19 protein-coding genes and 1 tRNA gene are annotated in these 19,042 nt (G+C 44.8%); 4 read left to right on the top strand and 16 right to left on the bottom strand.

What is annotated here, in order from left to right; translation table 11 throughout:
- Positions 1-133: 133 nt before the first annotated feature.
- From FFM77_RS09005 to FFM77_RS09015, 3 genes are all read right to left on the bottom strand, one after another.
- Positions 134-952 carry a CAP domain-containing protein gene (locus FFM77_RS09005; protein WP_137635442.1) on the bottom strand — a complete coding sequence of 273 codons (819 nt, stop codon included), beginning with the start codon at positions 950-952 and terminating at the stop codon, positions 134-136.
- A gap of 99 nt (positions 953-1,051) precedes the next feature.
- Positions 1,052-1,924, bottom strand: coding sequence for an alpha/beta hydrolase (locus FFM77_RS09010; protein WP_137635443.1), 873 nt, complete (start codon positions 1,922-1,924; stop codon positions 1,052-1,054).
- Complete coding sequence (locus FFM77_RS09015) at positions 1,911-3,230, bottom strand: PTS transporter subunit EIIC (RefSeq protein ID WP_137635444.1); 1,320 nt, start codon at positions 3,228-3,230, stop codon at positions 1,911-1,913. Before FFM77_RS09015 ends, FFM77_RS09010 begins: the two co-directional genes overlap by 14 nt.
- Before the next feature lie 138 nt (positions 3,231-3,368).
- Between FFM77_RS09015 and FFM77_RS09020 the strand changes: the two genes are divergently transcribed.
- Positions 3,369-3,809, top strand: coding sequence for a universal stress protein (locus tag FFM77_RS09020; RefSeq protein WP_137635445.1), 441 nt, complete (start codon positions 3,369-3,371; stop codon positions 3,807-3,809).
- A 437-nt stretch (positions 3,810-4,246) separates the two neighbouring features.
- Here the strand turns inward: FFM77_RS09020 and FFM77_RS09025 are convergent, their stop codons facing one another.
- The 4 genes from FFM77_RS09025 to FFM77_RS09040 form a co-directional block, all read right to left on the bottom strand.
- On the bottom strand, positions 4,247-4,471 hold the full coding sequence (locus tag FFM77_RS09025; protein WP_137635446.1) for a hypothetical protein: 225 nt from the start codon (positions 4,469-4,471) through the stop codon (positions 4,247-4,249).
- 45 nt (positions 4,472-4,516) lie between these two features.
- Positions 4,517-5,332, bottom strand: coding sequence for an ImmA/IrrE family metallo-endopeptidase (locus FFM77_RS09030; RefSeq protein ID WP_137635447.1), 816 nt, complete (start codon positions 5,330-5,332; stop codon positions 4,517-4,519).
- A complete protein-coding gene (locus FFM77_RS09035; RefSeq protein ID WP_137635448.1) occupies positions 5,325-5,663 on the bottom strand; it encodes a helix-turn-helix domain-containing protein in 339 nt (112 codons plus the stop codon). The genes FFM77_RS09030 and FFM77_RS09035 overlap by 8 nt, the downstream gene beginning before the upstream one ends.
- Positions 5,664-5,782: 119 nt before the next feature.
- Complete coding sequence (locus FFM77_RS09040) at positions 5,783-6,313, bottom strand: DUF1697 domain-containing protein (RefSeq protein WP_137635449.1); 531 nt, start codon at positions 6,311-6,313, stop codon at positions 5,783-5,785.
- Positions 6,314-6,486: 173 nt separating this feature from the next.
- On the opposite strand from FFM77_RS09040, the gene FFM77_RS09045 reads away from it, so the two are divergent.
- Positions 6,487-7,209 (top strand): hypothetical protein, encoded by a 723-nt coding sequence (locus tag FFM77_RS09045; RefSeq protein WP_137635450.1) that lies wholly within the window; start codon positions 6,487-6,489, stop codon positions 7,207-7,209.
- Between the two features lie 369 nt (positions 7,210-7,578).
- Here FFM77_RS09045 and FFM77_RS09050 read toward each other — a convergent pair.
- From FFM77_RS09050 to FFM77_RS09060, 3 genes are all read right to left on the bottom strand, one after another.
- Positions 7,579-7,651 (bottom strand) — tRNA-Arg (locus tag FFM77_RS09050).
- A 48-nt stretch (positions 7,652-7,699) separates the two neighbouring features.
- Complete coding sequence (locus tag FFM77_RS09055; protein WP_137635451.1) at positions 7,700-9,055, bottom strand: DEAD/DEAH box helicase; 1,356 nt, start codon at positions 9,053-9,055, stop codon at positions 7,700-7,702.
- Between the two features lie 12 nt (positions 9,056-9,067).
- A complete protein-coding gene (locus FFM77_RS09060) occupies positions 9,068-10,078 on the bottom strand; it encodes a Gfo/Idh/MocA family protein (protein ID WP_137635452.1) in 1,011 nt (336 codons plus the stop codon).
- A 218-nt stretch (positions 10,079-10,296) separates the two neighbouring features.
- On the opposite strand from FFM77_RS09060, the gene FFM77_RS09065 reads away from it, so the two are divergent.
- Positions 10,297-10,683: a DUF4828 domain-containing protein gene (locus tag FFM77_RS09065; protein ID WP_137635453.1), complete on the top strand. Its 387-nt coding sequence runs from the start codon at positions 10,297-10,299 to the stop codon at positions 10,681-10,683.
- 254 nt (positions 10,684-10,937) lie between these two features.
- Here the strand turns inward: FFM77_RS09065 and FFM77_RS09070 are convergent, their stop codons facing one another.
- Together FFM77_RS09070 and FFM77_RS09075 are read right to left on the bottom strand one after the other, a co-directional pair.
- Entirely contained in the window at positions 10,938-11,711 is a 774-nt protein-coding gene (locus FFM77_RS09070; protein ID WP_137635454.1) for a GH25 family lysozyme, read from the bottom strand.
- Positions 11,712-11,738: 27 nt separating this feature from the next.
- Entirely contained in the window at positions 11,739-12,617 is an 879-nt protein-coding gene (locus tag FFM77_RS09075; protein WP_137635455.1) for a MurR/RpiR family transcriptional regulator, read from the bottom strand.
- A 411-nt stretch (positions 12,618-13,028) separates the two neighbouring features.
- Between FFM77_RS09075 and FFM77_RS09080 the strand changes: the two genes are divergently transcribed.
- Positions 13,029-14,522, top strand: coding sequence for a gluconokinase (locus FFM77_RS09080; RefSeq protein WP_137635456.1), 1,494 nt, complete (start codon positions 13,029-13,031; stop codon positions 14,520-14,522).
- Positions 14,523-14,547: 25 nt separating this feature from the next.
- On the opposite strand, the gene FFM77_RS09085 is transcribed toward FFM77_RS09080, so the two are convergent.
- From FFM77_RS09085 to FFM77_RS09100, 4 genes are all read right to left on the bottom strand, one after another.
- Complete coding sequence (locus FFM77_RS09085; protein WP_137635457.1) at positions 14,548-15,870, bottom strand: hypothetical protein; 1,323 nt, start codon at positions 15,868-15,870, stop codon at positions 14,548-14,550.
- Between the two features lie 63 nt (positions 15,871-15,933).
- Positions 15,934-16,620: a matrixin family metalloprotease gene (locus FFM77_RS09090; RefSeq protein ID WP_137635458.1), complete on the bottom strand. Its 687-nt coding sequence runs from the start codon at positions 16,618-16,620 to the stop codon at positions 15,934-15,936.
- Between the two features lie 621 nt (positions 16,621-17,241).
- Complete coding sequence (locus FFM77_RS09095) at positions 17,242-18,564, bottom strand: DUF4097 family beta strand repeat-containing protein (protein WP_137635459.1); 1,323 nt, start codon at positions 18,562-18,564, stop codon at positions 17,242-17,244.
- Entirely contained in the window at positions 18,557-18,907 is a 351-nt protein-coding gene (locus tag FFM77_RS09100) for a PadR family transcriptional regulator (RefSeq protein ID WP_137635460.1), read from the bottom strand. Before FFM77_RS09100 ends, FFM77_RS09095 begins: the two co-directional genes overlap by 8 nt.
- Between the last annotated feature and the right edge of the window lie 135 nt (positions 18,908-19,042).

Below are 19,042 nucleotides of genomic sequence, written 5' to 3' on the forward strand. Positions count from 1 at the left end.
TTTGAGGATGTGTCCTTTTAGTTTACACAAAAATTGGTGTTGATGGGAAATCCATCAACACCAAATATTGTAGAACCCAAATAATCACGTAAAACGGTCCGCCGGCATGTTATGCTAGCGAACCGTTTTTTTATTAATTCGTTTGATCAATCACATTATAGACCGTTTGTGTCTGTGCCTTGACATACCAGCCAATCCCAATCTGGGTGGCAGCCGGATCAATCAGATTCTTACGATGACCCCAATCCGAATCAGCATCGTCATAGAGATAGCTATCCGCAGCATCTTTGCCAAAATTAAAGCTAAGGTCATTGTAACTCGACATATACAAGCATTCTGACCACATCGTCTCACCTGTAACACCAAATTGCGCAGCTTCTTTATCGAACATAGCATTGCCTTGAGCATCCGTATGCGACAACGTGTCAATCGCGCCATTATCTTTAGCCCGTTGATTAGCCAAGTTAGTTAAATTGGCATTCATCGTTAAAGGTGCCGCTCCGAACTTCGCCCGTTCTTGATTGACAATGGCTAAAAAGTTCTGTGACATCTTGATAGCCGCAAAAGTTGCCGGCGTGTTTTTAGTCACGGCCACCGTCTTTTTGGGGGCTTTCCCCGCTGTCAAATAACCATGCCAGATCCAGCCCTTCGCCTTACCTTTGCCAATATAATAATAGACGGCCTTTTTATGGTTCGCCTTGCGTACCGTGGCATGCTTAGTAATATAAAAAGTCGTGTGCGGATAATTTTTAGCGTGATGGGTCACTCTAATCAACTTGGCACTGCTATAAATCGTCCCTTTAGTCGCATGATAAGCGGTTGACTTAACCTTGGTCGTTTTAAGGACCGTCGCCGCTTTAGGCTTAGCTGCCACCGTCGTCACTGAACCTGCTAAGCCCCCGACTGCTAACGCCAACACTAATAATCCCTTTAATCCCCGTTTTAATTGCATGACCAACATCCTCCTTTTGACTAAGTTAATTATAAACCGATAATTTCCAACCAACAATCTAAAAAAACAGGCCAGCCGCTAAGCCAACCTGCTATTATGCTAATCTTCACCACGTAACTGTTGTTGATTTTGCCGCCGCACCTTATTTGGCACATCTTCTTCTAATAAGTATTCCCGAATCAAGCCAACAATTTGCTTATTCTGCGGTAAATCCGAATGAGTCGTATTCGCCCCGGTCACCGTCACTTCCGTAAAATGTTTGATCTGATTCTGGAATATATACTTACCAGCATTTACACTGTTATATGGTACCGTTCCATCACTCGTATAGTTTTCCGTCCCGGCAATCGAATACATAGTCAACGAATTCGGCAAGCCAGCGCGATACTTATACAGTTCTTGATACATACTCGTCTTCGGCGTCGTACTGGTCGATTCCATATTATACGGTGTGGCAATCGTCATGAAACGATCAATCGTAATCTTTGGCGATTGTTTAAGATAACGTTCCAAGAACAGCGTCCAGATCAACCCACCATTAGAATGTCCCAAGGCTCGGAAATGATTAAAGCGATACGTTTTCACCAATTCCTTAAACGCGATATTCAACCAGACCGCCTGCTTGTCAATATTGGCTTTACCATCCTTATTATTCGCAAAACCAATCACGATAAACGGTTCATTATCATTTTGTTTGAGATGACCACTATAGGTGATACTGCCATCAGTCGCGACCGTCAGCTTCAGCACACTGTGTTTTTGAGGCGTTTCTTTTCCTAATTCCGTAATCAGACTGTCGAACCGGTTCTGACTAGCACTGGAACCCGGCACCATAATCACGGGGGCCATGCGCGTCCGACCGGCATCTTTTAACGTTTTAATGTTTGCGCGCGTCCAATTATAAGCCGGCCAGCAAACACCGACTAAAATCACGACACCTAGTAGCCACTGCCACCAATTACGCTTCAGCATCGTGATCACCTCCGAGTTCAGCCTGGTTATTAATCAAAATAAAGGGCAGATAAATCGCTGTCGCCACAGTTAAATTAATCACGCTGACTAATAACGCGTGCCAATCGCCACCGGTCCCCAGCCAGCCCATCAAAAAGCCGGGCATCGTCCGATAAATCGGATACGCTACGGGCGGCATAAACTGTAATTTCAACGCAACCCAAGTAATGCCCATACTAGCCATCGGTGCCAGCAAGAATGGAACCGCTAAGATGGGACTATACATAATTGGCAACCCCACTAGGAGCGGTTGATTGAAGTTAAACAAGCTTGGTAATAAGCTCGTTTTAGCCACTAACCGGAAATCATGATTGCGAGAACGCCATAAGATGGCAATAATCAACGCTAACGTCATCCCAGGACCGCCAACGTTTGCGAAAGCATCAAAAATCGTATGCATCGTGATTGGATTCGGGGCACCCCAGGCGGAACCATGTTGGAGCGCATATTCCAAATTCTGAACGGTGCGGACCGAATTATTGCCGCTAAAACTGATAGGTCCGATAATCCCAATCAACCAGAAAAAGTTACTTAGCAAGGTCGCACTAAAAATCAATAGCATCACTTGACCCACATGTCCAAATGGATAACGAAATAATTGATAGAACAGGCCATTGACCCCGCCGTTACTCAGATAACTAACACCATAGCCGAGTGCCCCAAAAATCACCAAGGTCACACTAATTGGTAACAAGTTGGCTTGCGCGCGGGCCAACAGATGCGTCCGCGTCTCGATCAATTGATGGACATGCGGTCGCCGTGCCAATTTACTGAATAACCACCCCGTCAATAACCCGACTAACAAGGCTAAAAAGATCCCTTGCATTCCCAGATTACCTTCCAAAAATTGTGATGTCGCCGTCCGCCCATCTTTAGAGAATAATGCAAAGTTAAAGTTCAACATGACAAAGCTCAGACTAGCCGTTAACCCGGCCATTAAATCATCATGATTGGTCGGCCGGACGACTAAGTTAGCGACCGCAAACGCCGCAATGACGGCCAACACCCCATTGACACTCACACTAAGCATCCCGGTATAACTCGCTAAATCTTCAAAACCTGGCACCCAGTGACTCAAATAATAGATATGATTAAAAAAGCCGTTTTTTTGAAAAATAGCCTGGTTCAAGACGTTAATATAAGCCCCAATCAACACAAACGGAAACAGCAAAGTCAACGTGTCCCGAATCGCCCGGAAATACCGCTGTCGCGCCATTGTTTGGTCAAAACACTGAAGCCCCAAAAGTAAACTTTTAATCGTTCTCATCTCCCGTTACCTTACTCTGCTAAAATCATACCGCAGCCACTCACAAAAAAATACGAAAGCCACTTAAAAGGTGCATTTAGCTTCCTAAACGTCAGTGCATCGGTTATGATTAAGGCAAAATAACGGAGGTGGTCAACCATGCCAAGTCCTTACACGCACATTCTAGCGCCCGTCGACAGCTCCGCTCAAGCCCAAGCAGCCTTCATTGAAGCGGTTAATATCGCCCAGCGGCATCACGCCCAACTCACTGCTTTATATGTCGTCGATGATAGCGCCTATCACGCGCCAGCCATGGATCCCGTCTTAACTGAACTGTTAGAAGCCGAAGCTAGCCATGCCCAAGCTGACATGCGCGACCGCCAACGCTTCGTGACCACAACGACCGTGCCCCAATTTCGGGCCGAAGTTGCATATGGCAACCCGAAACGATTGATTGAAGCCTATGCCAAACAGCATACTGACATTGACTTGATTGTCTTAGGCGCCACTGGTAAAGATTCGCCGCATCGCGTGGCCGTTGGATCGACCACGAGTTATGTGGTTGACCAGGCACCGTGTAATGTGATGGTCATTCGGTAAAATCAAGTTTACACAACTAGCCAATAAAAGGCATCGTAGAATGGACAGAATACCCATTTCTACGATGCCTTATTCTAATTATGTCTATCAGTCAAAATAGCAGCTAGCCGTTGGTCAAATTCAGTTAACTTCTGTTGTCGCTCATACTTATTGTCAAAAAGCGATTTATAAAAGTGACATACCTTAGACTTAGCAATCCCAGCTTCAACGACACAATAATAGCAAAAATCAGCTAATGAATCTTGAACAATTAATTGTTCCAATCCAGTTATTGCATCAACATAGGTATACTGTTTCTTGCTCAACTACCGTACCAATATCAGCATCATTACTGCAAATTAACTGTGCGTCCTCTAAAAGACACACTGCTAAAATTGCAATTTCACCAGTATCAGTTATGTATTTGACGCGCTTACCTTGTTCAGCACGATGCTGATTCATTCGGCGAAGGCTGCTTTTATTTGATTGACCTGAGCCTGATAAATAACTCGTTCATCAGTAGTCAGCGTTACCGGATCAAATACATGCCACGCCCGCCTTTGAATTTCACGCTCAACAACTTGCCGTGCAACCAATAATTCATCTAAAACATCAACATGAATCCAAACATTATCATATAGTTCATCAATCCACTCAAAAACATTTGTTTTTAAATGCTGCAAAAATCAACATATTTGTATCAACAAAGACTCGGACTGCTCGTCGATTCATTCAACGGTTCCTCCCGATTGCTGTGCCATCAGCTGTTGTCGCCGTTTTAAATAACGATTAGCTCGTTTAGGATCCGTATGGACTAGTAAATTAGCTGCTTCGATTAAAGTTAATTGCTTCTTTTGAACTAAGCCTTCAACAAAATCCGCCAACACGTTAAAGCTTTCAAATGGGGCTGGCTGATTTAAAGGGCTTGGTGGAAAATTCGCTTGTACCAAATATGCCAACCAATCTTTTTCATGCCACTTAACCAACTTGACATCTGACGATAATAGCCCCAACTCTTGCAACCGACGTGTAACTGCGACATAGGGCATTGCCGACAAGTTTGCCAGTCTCACAATTGCAGCACACATCGCGTCAATTTCAGGACTTTTCTGATTTTGCATCGCTTTCTGCCAAGTTGTACTTACCATAGTTCTAGGTAACATGACCGCAGCCGCAAAATGATCGGCTGCTCGCTCAGCATCAAAAAGATTAAGCGCCGTTTGTGCTTCAATCATTGCACTAGCAGTACCAAACCACTTTGTCCCTAAAGCAAGCTGCCATAATTCATGCGCAGCACTATAATAACGTGCTCGCAAATCTTGGTGCGTATTTAACACGACAAATGTCTGCTGACGATAATGAATTGATGCGCCAGCATAAGTCGGATCATCACTATTTTGATAAATAACAGCCGTTCGCTCAGCCAAAACAGTTTCAATATCAGCGCCAATAAACAGTTCCAAGCCAAAGTTAGTTCTCAAAAAAGCATCCGCCGCTAACTCAGCCAGATTCTCAGAAAAAGCCTTCTTATCAGCACTAATCATGGATGCTCTCCTTTAAATCAACATATCGTTCGACATCCCAAAGTAGCTGTTCAAAATCATGCTGGGCTTTAGGCTTAGAAAAGTGCCCCCGCAACTCGTACTGTGGTTGATGCTCAGCTTTAACTTGTGGACTAGCTGTTAGCTCAGCCAGTGGTACACCAATGATTTTGGAGATCTTAATCAATTGTTGTGTTTGTAATTTTCGTTTACCATTTAAAATTTGACTAATTAATGCTGGCGTAATCACTAACTTTTCTGCCAACCATTTTTGTGAGCGCTCATGTGCTAATAACCAAGCTTGAATATTAGCAATTGTCGTTTGATTATTCATCTTGCCATCCTCTCTCGCTAATGTCTGAACTACTGGCTATGATATCGGTTATTATATCACGCTTGTTAATATTAACAAACGCATTGGCTTAATTGTTAATCAAGAGACAAAAGCTGTCTTCAAAATAAGTCTTTCAATTTCATCGTCGTATTATAGTTCCGAGCACTCGTCTGCTTATAAAACGGCGTACCGATTAACTTGGAATAGAATGACTTGCTAAAATTCACTTTTAAAGTTGACGTCCAGAAAATAACATTGGGCGTGATCAAGACCTGATCATAGTCAGTTAGCTTGGGCAATAGCCACTGTTCCAGTTCAGAATCATATTTGGTCAACTTAAACAACGCGTTGTGACGCAGCTGTGGATCTTGCCCCCACCATGCCGGCGCTAAAGCCAAATCAGCCATAAATTCTGGCTGGGTCAATACGCGAAAATCAATTGGAAAGTCAAAATTTGTCTTTAACAGTTTGGACGTTAATTCAGTAACTGCCGCTGTGGCTAAGGAACTGGTAAAAAATAAATTGCCACTATTGATGTAGGAATGCACGTCGATACATCCAGCGGTGGTAAACACCGCCCGTAAATCGGCCATTGGCACGCGATGGTTGTCGCCAACATTGACACCGCGTAATAATAATAGATATTTCATTGGTTCATCCTCGTTTTTAATTAGTTATGGTTATCGATCATCATTGAACTAAGTTTAGTATACGTGATGTCCTAACTTTTATCCTATTTCGATTATTAATATTCTATCTATCCATTAAATATTAAAATGATATAATTATCATGTCAAAAATATTATTTTGGAGGCGCAATAAATTGCGTAAATTTGTCAAATTAGCAGCAGTCGGGGTCTTATCATTGAGTATGGGTGTCGCTGCTATGCCTAGCAACACGTTGAATGTCTTAGCCAAAACAAAGGCCGCAAAAGTGATTAGTTCCAAAAACATTAAGAAAACGGCTTATCATATTAATGCGGGCTACCTCTATTCAAGTGCCAAGTTAACTAAGAAACGTCATAATGGGAAGAATTATCTTAAGACAACTTTCTATGCCACAAAATCAGCCCATGTTAAAAAGGCTAACGGGAAAAAAGCGGTTTACTATTACATTAAGAATAGCAAAGGCTCCGTTAAAGGCTGGGCTTGGCATGGTAATTTGACTAAGTTCAACGTGAAAGCCGCAAAACAACATAAGTCAGACATTAAAAAACTAGTCGCAATTGTACGAACCATGTCCCCAGACGATCAAGACTCAGTATTATCCAACTTTACTGGTATTAATACGAACATGCCATACTACAATCTAGCTAATGCCATCGATGACATGGGCTTGGGGGATACAATTGAAGATGCTAAAGCAATGTCGGCTGCCTACCATCTCTTTGCTGGTCGCTTCGATTCAGCAACTAATGCCCAATTATCTGCCCAGAATAGTCGATTAGAAGAAGCTACTAATAGTGCAAATTCTGATTCAGACTATTCGACAGCTACTTATAACTTGGGCAGCTCATTATTTGAAGCCGTTACAACCCTAAAATAGTCTAAGAATCAATTATAGATAAACGTAAAAGTCGTTATTATATTCATCCATATAATATCAATTTCAATCTAAAGTAGAGCAGCACTACAATTCCGTTATTAAAGGGATTGTAGTGCTGCTTTAACTATAACTGGCCACCAAAAATAGTGCCTATTATGTTGGAAAACGGAAAATTAGAAACCGCTCCAATCCCTTGCGGTGCTTAACGCTATGAGTGCTCTGGTACACAACTTGGTGCACACAATTTCTGAAAATACCAAATATCACCAAAATATCGATTTATATCGTTTCGCAGCATTTCGCGAAAAATAAAAACCGCTTTATAGCAACGTTTAGCGTCGATATGAAGCGGTTTGATAGAGATAATAATGGCCTTACCCGGACTCGAACCGGGATCAACCGCTTAGGAGGCGGGTGCCCTATCCAGTTGTGCTATAAGGCCAAAAATCAATCCGTCAAATATCATCTCACGGATTGACTAAATTTTCAATTACTTCTCGCTAAAGCGCTCGCGATTCTTTTTACGCATGCCCTTTTTCTTAGAATGCTTATTATGCCCACGATGCTTCTTCGGAGTTTCAGCTGACTTCTTGGCTGCCTTAGCTGACCGTTCAACGCCAACAATGGGTTCTTCACGGACAGAGTCTGGATGACCCGCGCCAGCGACCCGATGTAACGCTCCGGCTGGTTCCGTGGCACTAGCTGGATGATCAAAAGCTAACGTTGGTTTGACCTTCGCCGGCTTGGTATCCACAACTTGATATCCGGCCAGATAAGCCGGTTTGATCTCATAATCCGTTGACTTCATCATCTTCTTAAAGTCACGAATATCATGATCATCGCCCAGTGTGATGACTAAGCCTTCTGCGCCCATGCGACCAGTCCGTCCACTACGATGAATATAAGTCGTCACATCTTTTGGCAACTGGAAGTTGATAACCGCTGGCAATTCAGGCACGTCTAAGCCCCGAGCGGCTAAATCAGTTGTTAATAACAAATCAACCTTACCTTGTCGGAATAAACGTAGCGCTTTTTCCCGGTCAACTTGCCGTTGCGTACTCGTCAATGCAGCAAAGCTGACATGTTGATGGCGTAGGTCCACTAAAACGTGCTGCAATTCTTGCATCTTATTGAAGAATACTAACGCCCGTAAATGGTCGACACGGCTAATCCGTTTTAACAAATCAGCGCGATGACGGTTACCGACTTCCATGGTTCGATGACGAACGACCCCTTGGGTTTGGTCAATGGCTCGGACATCGATTTTCTGAACTTTTTGCCCAAACCACCGATCAAGTTCATCTAAAATCTTAGTCTCGGTCGCTGAGAAGAAGCCTAGTTGCAATGATTCGGCAAAGGTTGCATCCAAAATTTCACGGATTTGGTCCAAAGTTTCGTCAGTCAATAATTCGTCAGCTTCATCCACGATCATTGTCTTCAAATGACCAAGCTTCAGCTTACCATCACCAATTAAATTGGTAATTCGACCCGGCGTCCCGACAATAATCTCAGGATGTTTTTTGAGTTTTTCCAATTGGCGCTTAACATTAGCACCACCAGTAATCGCCAAGACTTTAGCATCAATCAATTGCGCCCAGTCGCGCACCACATTAGTTGTCTGCATCGCTAATTCTTGCGATGGCGCTAAAATCAAGGCTTGCGTACCTTCACCAACGTGAATTTGTTCCAAGATTGGCCAAGTAAAGGCCAACGTCTTCCCAGAACCCGTGGGCGCTAAGCCTAACACGGATTCACCAGCCAACATTGGCGTTTCGACCGCCGTTTGAATCGGTGACGGTTCGGTAAACCCTTGGGCCGTAAATTTTTCTTTAAATACGTCTAACATAGTTCCTCATTTCTATTCAGCGGGCGTGTCGCGTTCATCATCTGAAAAGTACAGATGTGCGGATTGCCGTAAATTAAATAGTAGTTTATTGACATTGCGACTCAATTGCCGCCATGCTTGATAGTCAGCCACGTGACCAGCCGGATCATTAATCACAGCCGCAAAGTCACGAGCTTCTGCTAACATTGGATTCTTATCTGGGGCCACCCCAATATTTTGGGCGTGCCCGTCGATATCATAATAAGTCACTTTAGCCAATTCGGCGGCATTATCCATGACAATCGTATCTTTCAAGCCATAAATTTCTGATGGCAAATAAGAGTTACTGGACTTCCCCATATTCAGCGTCACGTTAAAGCTTGGATATTGTAAAATGGCAATCCCTTTATTATCCACTTTTGTCGGCGCCAAACTAGGATAGTACGCCACATCATCAGGCATGCCGAACCAAGCGACCGCATCATAAGCGACATACACCCCAAGATCTTGCAAAGCCCCACCAGCAAACTTCAATGAAAAGATGTTCGGTTCTTGACCAGCCAGGACAGCGTCATACCGTGATGAATACTTCATATAGGTCAGTGTCGCACCTTGCATCCGGTCCATCTGTTGCAATTTGGCTTGGATCCGTTTGAAGTTTACTTCATGAACTTGACGGGCAGCTTCAAAGCACAAAATATCTGGATGGGCCGCCAACAACTCATCTAATTGTTCAAACTGCGCCTGATTAGCCACGGCTGGCTTTTCAACAATCACATGCTTGCCATGCTCAATGGCGAGCTTAGCTTGACTAAAGTGTAAACTATTTGGCGAGGCAATATAAACCGCATCGAATCTCCCCTGACTGAAAAATTGTTCCAAATCATCAAAGGTCTCCGTAGCGCCATTATGTTCGGCAAATTCATCAGCACGATCCAACCGTCGTGAATAAACGGTGGTTAGTTGCCACTCACCCGACTCGTTGGCCGCATCAATAAATTGTTGCGTAATCCAGTTTGTCCCGATAATTCCTAATTTTAACATACTAAGCATCCCTTCAATTCCGTGTAACCGGTTTAATTTTAATAAAACTGATTAATCTCAATAGTTACAGTTTACCAGTTTTATGGCGAAAAGATGTCTTTCATTACCCAAAAATGTCAGTAACGTAAAAGCTTTGCTAAGAAAACCATATTTCGTGACGGACGCGGCTGAATAGTGGTATATTTTAGTTGTAAACTTAAGGAAAGAAGGTTGATCCGGTGAAGCGACGTGGCGCCATTTTATTTGGCCTATCATTACTGGCAGGACTCTCAAGCACATTTTTACGTAAGCAACACCCAACTGATAACGCTAGCGACGATTTACCCGTTTTTTATGCGGGAACGTGGACGTATCGTGACGAAGAGCATCACCGCGATCACAAGTTAGAGATTGATCTAAATATGCTCATTAAAATTGATGGCCGCGCGATGCCGGCCACCGTTGAATCAATCTCTTCCAGTGAGCTGGTTTTGCTTGATCAATATGGCTTCCATTTGGAAGTTAAGGCCAACGAACAGCGGCCAGTTGCCCTATTCGATGAAGCCGATAATCGTAATTATGTCATTTTATCGCCCAATATCGGCAAACAAGATGCCGCCTATTAACACTAAAAAGCACTTGGACTCTTTTGAAGTTCAAGTGCTTTTATAGTTAAAATTATCGCTCCGATTGAGCCGAGAAGTTGGTTCCTAAAATGCTCAGCCGTGTCGTTGACCTTAGTGCGAGTGGTCTGCTCGGACTTAGACCAAGGTCAGTTTTGAAGACCTCATCTTTGGCTTCAAAATGGCCCATGGCGTGCCAGTATTTTATGATCCAACCGGCAGGCGGCAATTCAACTAACACCAAACATAAATATGACCTAATTCAACCCAGCCGCAATCACCTTCTGAAACGCATCATCATTGCCATTAAAGATCAGCCCGTTAAATTCCTGACTAGTCCCATTTTGCCGATAAACTGCGCGATTGGTATAGTGCATAAACAGCACGCGCTTACTTTGTTGACGCGTCTGAGTTGTATCTAGCCATAACGGCGTCTTTTTAATAACTGGCTTGACAATTTTCTTAGCAATCGTTGGCGTTGTCCAGATGACACAGTTGCGGTTATAATGATCGGTTAGATTTAAGACCAACGTACGTAACTGCTTTTGCGCCCGTTTGACATTGACGGTGTCACTAGTGTAGTCGCCGTAATACTGGACTTGAATGCCAATCGGCAAGTTACCGATATTGTTATTGACCGTTTTTTCAAAATAAGCGGTCTGGGCTTGTCCGGAACTCGAAAAGCTGAAAACATGGTAAACGCCGACACCTAGACTAGTCCCCAAGATCCGCGAATAACTGCTACTAAAGTTATCATCACTATAACTGGCACCCTGAGTCGCTTTTAAGTAGACAAATTTCAAGCCGTCTTTTTGTAGCGCTGCAAAGTCTAAGTAACCGTCATTTTGACTGACCGCTACCCCGCGAACATTAAAGCCTTGCACCACGGCATCACGGCGAAATTGTAGCCACTGCAGGCCACCCCAGATTAACAACGCTACCAGCCCTAAGATCAAGACTAGTCCGAGGCGGTGTCGCCATTTAGCACCACGCGTGCGTGCATAGATTGGTCGTGTATGTTGTGTTGGCATCTTTATTAATCACCATCCAAAAATCGCCTATAATTCCGTTCGCGTCTGACTAATCGCATCGCGTACTCGCCCTAAGCTGGCCGCCATTTGCCGGTTACCATGCACGGCCGTCATCAAGAACAAACTATCAATAATACTCATCTGCGCAATTAGAGACGTCAATCCTTCTGAGCGATAATTAATTTCTTCCGCAACGGAAATGAATGCCACGGTACTCCCTTTGGCTAACGGCGAATTGCCAAAACTCGTCAAGGCAATCACAGGCACCTGATGTTCAATTAACGTACTTAATATTTGTAAGGTTTGTTGATTCCGGCCAGTATGCGAAATCACGACCGCAACGTCTTTAGCGGTCATTTGGGCCGCCTGCATCAACTGCATATCATAGTCCGTATTATGCGCACATAAAATCCCCGTGCGAACGAACTTATGATAGCCATCCAAAGATGCCACCGCGGAACCACCGAGCCCGTAGAATCCAATGATGCGGGCGCCCAATAATAATTCAGTGGCGGCTTTTAAGTCGGCCTCTGTCATCACTTGACTAGTCTGATCTAAGGAACTGCGAATACTATTGAAAGTTGAATCGGCAATGCCTTTAAAGGTCGTTTGCTTCTCAACATCTTGAAACGCTTCCGCATTCGATTGTTCTAACGGTTCAGCCGCCGTTAATTCTCTTGAAAAATCACGAAAACTATTAAAACTAATACGCTTTACAAAACGTGACACGGTCGCCGTTGAAACCCCCACGGCTGCCGCCAAATCAGAAATGGATTGCGCCGCTGTTTTAACTGGGTCTTTTATAATGTAATCAGCAATTTTGCGATCGGTGTGACTAAGGTTAGGATAGTACGACCGAATCAAGGTCAAAACGCGATTACGATGTGCAGATTTTTGTGTGGACAAAGCGGCCACCTCCATGACCAAATTCTACCACAATATTGAATTTTGCCCTAGACTGGTTCTATTGCGTGACCCCGCCTTTACTTGTAAACTGAAACATAGCTTTTACACTTGGTGCTAGTTGAGATTGCTGCCTGCCAGTTAGGTCCTAAATAACTGAACTGAAAATAATCAATTGTTAGTTTCTGTTAGTTAACGCCGGGCGGGCCAGCATTGGCTCAGTGGTGTCGTTTGACTTAGCCGGGAATTTTCCGGGTCAGCCAAAGCCCGGCTTATGAGACCGCCTTTCGACTCATAAACGCGGTCACCACGTTCCAGCCGATGCTGGCCCAACCAGAGTGGCAATTTAACGCCAACTAAAACATTAGCAATCAACTTCAAATACATAACACATCATAAAAAGGAGCGTTCATCATGCAACCAATGTTAGGTGTCGATATCGGCACCACCAGTACTAAAGTCGTCTTATACAATGCTAACGGCCAAGTTGCCGCCAGCGCTAACCACGGCTACCCGCTTCATCAAGACCTACCGGGAATGGCCGAAGAAGATCCCGCTGCTATTTTCACAGCCGTTTTAACCGGCATTCAAGCCGTCATCCCACAAGCTAAACAACCGATTGGCGGCATTAGTTTTTCGGCCGCCATGCATAGCTTGATTTTATTAGATGACGCCCATCAGCCGTTGACACGCATGTATACTTGGGCTGACAATCGCGCCAAGGCTGCCGCTGACCAGCTGCGAGCACTGCCTCAAGCACATCAACTCTATTTAAATACTGGCACCCCTATCCGTCCCATGACGCCGCTGGCTAAATTAGCTTGGCTCGCCCAGACCAATCCCGATCTCCTGGCGAAAACACGTTGGGTAGTCGATATTAAAAGTTATGTGATCTACCAACTCACCGGTCAGTTAGTCATGGACTACTCGATTGCGAATGCTACTGGTCTTTTTAACTTGCACGCTTTCGACTGGGACCCATTAGCTTTAAAGCTAGCGCATATTCAAGCCGAACAGTTACCCAAACTAGTGGATACCACTGCTCAAGTCATTGGGTTAAACCCAGCTTTTGCAACCAAATGGCAGCTCAATCCCCAGACACCGCTGATTGTTGGTGCCAGTGATGGTTGTCTATCCAATCTGGGCGTCAACGCCATTGAACCAGGGGTGGCGGCACTAACCATTGGGACATCGGGCGCCATTCGAGTTGTGACCGACCAACCGCAACTTGATCCTAAAGGCCGCTTATTTTGTTACTACTTAGCGCCAAATCGCTGGGTCGTTGGTGGTCCAGTCAATAATGGCGGTAACGTTTTAAAATGGGTCCGCGATGCTTTCTTTGACGGTGCTGACTACGCGACCATCACCCAACTAGCGAGCCAAGTTCCCGCTGGCAGTCATGGGCTGTTAATGCATCCTTACCTAAACGGTGAACGGGCGCCACTATGGAATGCCAATGCTCGCGGTGCTTACTTTGGGTTGACTGCCCAACACACACGTGCTGATTTAAGTCGAGCCGCTTTAGAAGGCATCGGCTTTAATCTCGTCCAAGTTGCTGAGTTAGTTCAACAATTGACCGGTCCTTTTAAAAGTCTACAAGCCACGGGCGGCTTCGCTAATTCTGCGACTTGGCGCCAACTGTTAGCCGACATCTTCGCGACACCGTTAATTATCCCCGACAGCTTTGAAAGTTCCTGTTTAGGAGCGGCGGTTTTAGGCTGGGTCAGCTTAGACCAATTAACTGATTTAACAGCCGTGGCAAAGCTAGTCGGTCATAAACAAGTCGTCACGCCGAATGCTAAAGCGGTCGCGACTTACCAGCGACTGTATCCAATCTATCAAGACCTAACAACCGCCTATCAGCCCCTTTTTGAGCAACTAGCGGCTTTCACGACTAAAAAAGATTAGCTTAACGGCTAATCTTTTTTAATTTCTACCAAGTCTGAGTCATCGCCACTTCGAACGGCTGAGCCAACCGGACTTCTGCCGCTAAAATTGCCGGCGACACGCCTAGCTGATGTAATAGCCACAAGCGTAGCAAGGTCTTCATCACTAACTGAAAGCGATATTTCTGACCAATTGTGGTTAACCCTTTAACGGTAGTCACAGCCAATGAACTGTGAGCGGAAACGTTGCGCGCATCGCGAATCAAATCTAACAACTGATTAGTTGTCCGCACGACGGATAACGCGCCCATCGCTTGCTGCACGTCCTGCCGTTCACAATTCTCCAACACGATTTTAACTTTGCGACGATAATAAACTTCTTTTTTACGACCCTTATTTTTATAAAAAGCATCAAAGATCACATTCAAACAATTACAAATACGTTGAATTTCGCCATTAATATCCTGAACCGGGCGAGTTGGCGTTAGCGTGTTCACCACCGGCACCAGCTTGTCATAGGTCATCAGCCAATTGCGTAATGACAACGCCATCGCTTGATACCACCCATTATCCCGTGGAATAGCTAGCCGAGTGAATCGAAAATCACAGCTAGCCGCGTGATCCGGGGTCGTCTCAAAAATCATTAACTTGTTAGCGCCAGCTTGACCTAACAGTCGCGTGACCACGGTGGGCCGGCCACTGACAACCGCTAACCAATCCGCAACCTGCTTCGCAATCAGAGACACTTCTCGTAAACTGCCGCCAGTACCAAGGTCCACGCCAATACTTTGATGGACCTGAAACCCGGAAACTTGTTGTTCGCCTAACAAAGCCCCCACTAATGGCCTGGTCGTCGTCAGTAATTGATACGTTTGCTGGCCAATCATAAACTGAAACCAATCTTGGGGCTTACCAGTTGGCGTTGACGACCGCTTCACCGTCCCTACTGCCGGCTGGAGCCACGCGGTTAAGTTCAACAAATCAAGTTGTAATGCCGCCAGCCGGGTCGCACCCGTCACAAACCCACCGAGAACCATGCCGAGTACCCCATAATCCAGCACAGCTTGTTGACCATCACCTTGAAACGTCTGTTGTTGGTGTATCGGATAGATCCCGCTTAAGCTGACTTTAACCGGCAAATAAATGGGCGCACCGTTTGCCACCGGCAGGACCACCGTGCCGTGTCCATATAAAAAGGCTTGTTGATGCTGCGAAATTGTTAAGTCAGTCCCCGTCAACAATAAATGCATCGCCTGTGGTTGATAATGCAGGGTCCCGTTGTATGTCAACTCAGTCGGCGTAAAGCCCCACTGTCCGACAATCTCAAACGGTTGCTGACTATCAAGATCTTGGTAAGTCTGCCACGTCATTTGACTCGCCCCCAAAGCAAAAAATAAACGAGCACCTCCTAAAAGGTTGCTCGCTAGTGACCGTTAAAATGGTGTTAAGGTAAATTGTGACGCTTCTTCGCAATCATGATCGTGACCAAAGACCGTTTGAATCTCTAAGTAAGGATTGGCCTTAAGTGATGAGTTTGCTACGTAAACGGTATCATTTGTGACCGTCTTATATGGGGTTTGGTAACGCCGCTGCATGCCTTTGACGTCGACCCCTTTAATCGCATATGATCGGTTAGCCGGATTCATCACGGACACACTGCCCCGTTGATTATGAGCTAAACCGAGGGCATGGCCCAGTTCATGTTCCGCAACTTTAACGCGTTCAGTTTTGTTGTATTTAAACTTCTGGAACGATGCTCGGTTGAGCATGACCTTATTCTTAATAATTCGCCCACTAGCCGTATAAGTCGTCTGCTTCATCCCAATATAGACGACACCTTTGGCCGAACTATCGGCATACGATGTCAATGTTGTTTTACTGCTGTTCTTAGTTGATTGCCATTTAAAGCCTTGTTTTTGCCAATTTTTCGTTGCTTGCCGCCAAACGTCCTTGTAATATGGCGAAGTTGATTTATCACGGTACGTGGTCGTCTTTTTGTCATAACGCCATGGCGCAATTGGTGTACTGGACGATGTGGCCGCTGCGATTGGTTGGGCCGTCATCATTAGTGCGCCCACAGTCATTAGACTGGCGATGGCTAGTTGATGCTTGGACTTCATTAATATAACCCCCTCAGATTATCGACGGAAGATCCCGTCACATGGTTAATTTTGGTTTAAAGTAATTAACGGGTTTGTTAGTTCGTACTATAAACCCTAATTGACTAAGTGACCCTTGATTTAATTCCCTAAGACCATCATAACGGGTTTCACTCAACTTGACCAACAATATGCAATTACTTATTTTTCCAGTAGTCGGTACCGTAAGCATGCCGATTAACGGCCAGCATTGGGCTTAGCTACGACTACTATCGCGGTAGCAACTCATTTATTGGTCAAACCAGTTAGGATCACTTAATCTTCTAAACTGCTCTATGTAGATTATATGATACCTGCTTTTAGAAACGCCACTATTTGCGTTCGTAAAATTTGCAATCACAAAAACGGTGCGCACCCGGTTAGGGGTGGCACCGTTTTTGTGAGTTCTGAAAGATACTTTGCACATCGTTAGTGGTTAATCAATCGATTGACAGTCTCTGCTAACCGATTTATTTGTGACGAAGAAAAACCGAGGCACGTCATAATTAACACTGGGCGGATCATAATTGGCTCACAACCGTGGCCGCCACATTCCAACCGATTATGGCCCAGCCAGAGTATCCAACTAGTACCAGATACGTCCTAATACAATTTAATCGACCCACTATGTGCCCGACCATTAATCAAATATTGCGCAGTTGGTCCGACGTAACCCGCTTGATACCCATCCGCAACGTGTTCCTTAACGGCTTGGGCTGGTGAGGTGACCCGGCCACTATGCGATTCTAATTGATAACGGTAACTGGCATCAACTGGCATTGCTAACTTAATCGACCCACTATGCGCATTCAAGTTAACGTCACCGGTCAATTGCTTAAGGGCCAGTTTAATAGATCCAGAACGAGCAGTCCAGCTCCCACTGCCAGTCACATCAACACCTTGAATACTGCCGCTGGTGGCATTAACTGTAAATTGCCCAGCTTGAACGGTGGCTAACTTGATTCGGCCACTTTTAACCAACATGCCGAACTGATCGGTAACGGTCACTTGGTTAAGCTTTAAGCTCCCAGAAATAATATCTGCACTCATGGCGGTCGCCGCAACATTGTCCACTCGACAGCTACCACTTGTAATCCGTAAGTTGACGACCTGCAGTTGTTTAAGTCCTGCTAACAGTACCGATCCCGACTTGCTAGCAAGCTTCAAATCACCTGTATAGCTGGCTGGGACATGAATCTGAACGTGTACCCGCAACGGGATTAAGAACGGCACTTTTCCTTGTTCAATGCTTAAAGCACTACCCTGTTGGCTCGTGTGCGCATAATAGGCCGTATTATTCGGTTTCATATATTCGCGCACAATAATCTCATCTTCACCACCAACCGTTGGCAACACTTTGACCGTCGCAGAACGATAGGCAATTGATAAGTCATTAATCTCTGCGGCGGCAAACCGTTGTTCATTGACTAATCGCAAATTATCTTGATATTCACCAGCCAAATTCAACGGCTGGACAGGGTCACCAAAGTCTGGCTGCATGACTGGTTCACCGTCGTAGTTAATCCCGGATTCATCCATCACCAATTTGCCAATTTTCAACCCATGTTCATCTGCTTTGATAGCCCCATGATTGATCGAGACCCCGTCATGATTAATCTTCAACGTGTTTCCATCATCAATGGAAACACCCGCATCGTCGACCACGATATGATGTCCATGTAAGTCCTGTGCCGTCCCGTTTTCAGCGTTCACTTGCTGGATTAATTCATTAATATCACCAAAGTCGCTAAAGGCTTCAGCAACGGCAGCTTCTGGTTCTTGACCCGCTTTGACTTTATCGTTCGCAGCTTCGTTTAAATCGGTGGCCAGTTCCGTTTTTAATTCGGTTAACGCTGGCGTCATCGGCTGTGTCTTAAAATAAGTGTTTAGCCGCATCGACACTAACTGTTCAATTTTTTCACTCATGTTCGTCAATCCTTCCTAAGATCAAATCGTCAATGACTTGTTTGGCAAACTGCCATTCGTCAATGTTGTGTTGTAAGGTGGCCTGACCTTGCGCGGAAATCTGATAGTATTTGCGCCGGCCCCCCTGAGTCTCATTACCCCAATAACTTGTAATATCGCCATTCTTTTCTAACCGCCGAAAGACCGTATAGAGCGTGGCTTCGTTAATATCATAGGCCGCATGGCTCAACGTTTTAATCGTCTTTGCAATCGCATAGCCGTAGCTATCGCCTTGATTTAAAATATTCAAGACAATCGTCGTCGTATGGCCCCGAATCGTTTCTTTAGAAATTTCCGGTTTCATCATGGACTTCCTTTCAAAATAGTATTATGTGTCACACAGTAATTATCGATGACAATAATGTACCACCAATTACTGTGTGTGTCAAAGTAATTGGTGACGAAAAAAGACTAACTTCGTTTTTGGAAGTTAGTCTTT

Source organism: Lactiplantibacillus songbeiensis (assembly GCF_005405125.1).
Classification (GTDB): Bacteria; Bacillota; Bacilli; order Lactobacillales; family Lactobacillaceae; genus Lactiplantibacillus; species Lactiplantibacillus songbeiensis.

What these genes read in the sequence shown, in the direction of transcription:
- FFM77_RS09020 (WP_137635445.1), top strand. Translation starts at nt 3,369, where the DNA reads ATGCCAAGTCCTTACACGCACATTCTAGCGCCCGTCGACAGCTCCGCT.
- FFM77_RS09005 (WP_137635442.1), bottom strand. Translation starts at nt 952, where the DNA reads ATGCAATTAAAACGGGGATTAAAGGGATTATTAGTGTTGGCGTTAGCA.
- FFM77_RS09100 (WP_137635460.1), bottom strand. Translation starts at nt 18,907, where the DNA reads ATGAAACCGGAAATTTCTAAAGAAACGATTCGGGGCCATACGACGACG.
- FFM77_RS09030 (WP_137635447.1), bottom strand. Translation starts at nt 5,332, where the DNA reads ATGATTAGTGCTGATAAGAAGGCTTTTTCTGAGAATCTGGCTGAGTTA.
- FFM77_RS09070 (WP_137635454.1), bottom strand. Translation starts at nt 11,711, where the DNA reads ATGCCAACACAACATACACGACCAATCTATGCACGCACGCGTGGTGCT.
- FFM77_RS09035 (WP_137635448.1), bottom strand. Translation starts at nt 5,663, where the DNA reads ATGAATAATCAAACGACAATTGCTAATATTCAAGCTTGGTTATTAGCA.
- FFM77_RS09090 (WP_137635458.1), bottom strand. Translation starts at nt 16,620, where the DNA reads ATGAAGTCCAAGCATCAACTAGCCATCGCCAGTCTAATGACTGTGGGC.
- FFM77_RS09040 (WP_137635449.1), bottom strand. Translation starts at nt 6,313, where the DNA reads ATGAAATATCTATTATTATTACGCGGTGTCAATGTTGGCGACAACCAT.
- FFM77_RS09010 (WP_137635443.1), bottom strand. Translation starts at nt 1,924, where the DNA reads ATGCTGAAGCGTAATTGGTGGCAGTGGCTACTAGGTGTCGTGATTTTA.
- FFM77_RS09055 (WP_137635451.1), bottom strand. Translation starts at nt 9,055, where the DNA reads ATGTTAGACGTATTTAAAGAAAAATTTACGGCCCAAGGGTTTACCGAA.
- FFM77_RS09015 (WP_137635444.1), bottom strand. Translation starts at nt 3,230, where the DNA reads ATGAGAACGATTAAAAGTTTACTTTTGGGGCTTCAGTGTTTTGACCAA.
- FFM77_RS09095 (WP_137635459.1), bottom strand. Translation starts at nt 18,564, where the DNA reads ATGAGTGAAAAAATTGAACAGTTAGTGTCGATGCGGCTAAACACTTAT.
- FFM77_RS09060 (WP_137635452.1), bottom strand. Translation starts at nt 10,078, where the DNA reads ATGTTAAAATTAGGAATTATCGGGACAAACTGGATTACGCAACAATTT.
- FFM77_RS09085 (WP_137635457.1), bottom strand. Translation starts at nt 15,870, where the DNA reads ATGACGTGGCAGACTTACCAAGATCTTGATAGTCAGCAACCGTTTGAG.
- FFM77_RS09080 (WP_137635456.1), top strand. Translation starts at nt 13,029, where the DNA reads ATGCAACCAATGTTAGGTGTCGATATCGGCACCACCAGTACTAAAGTC.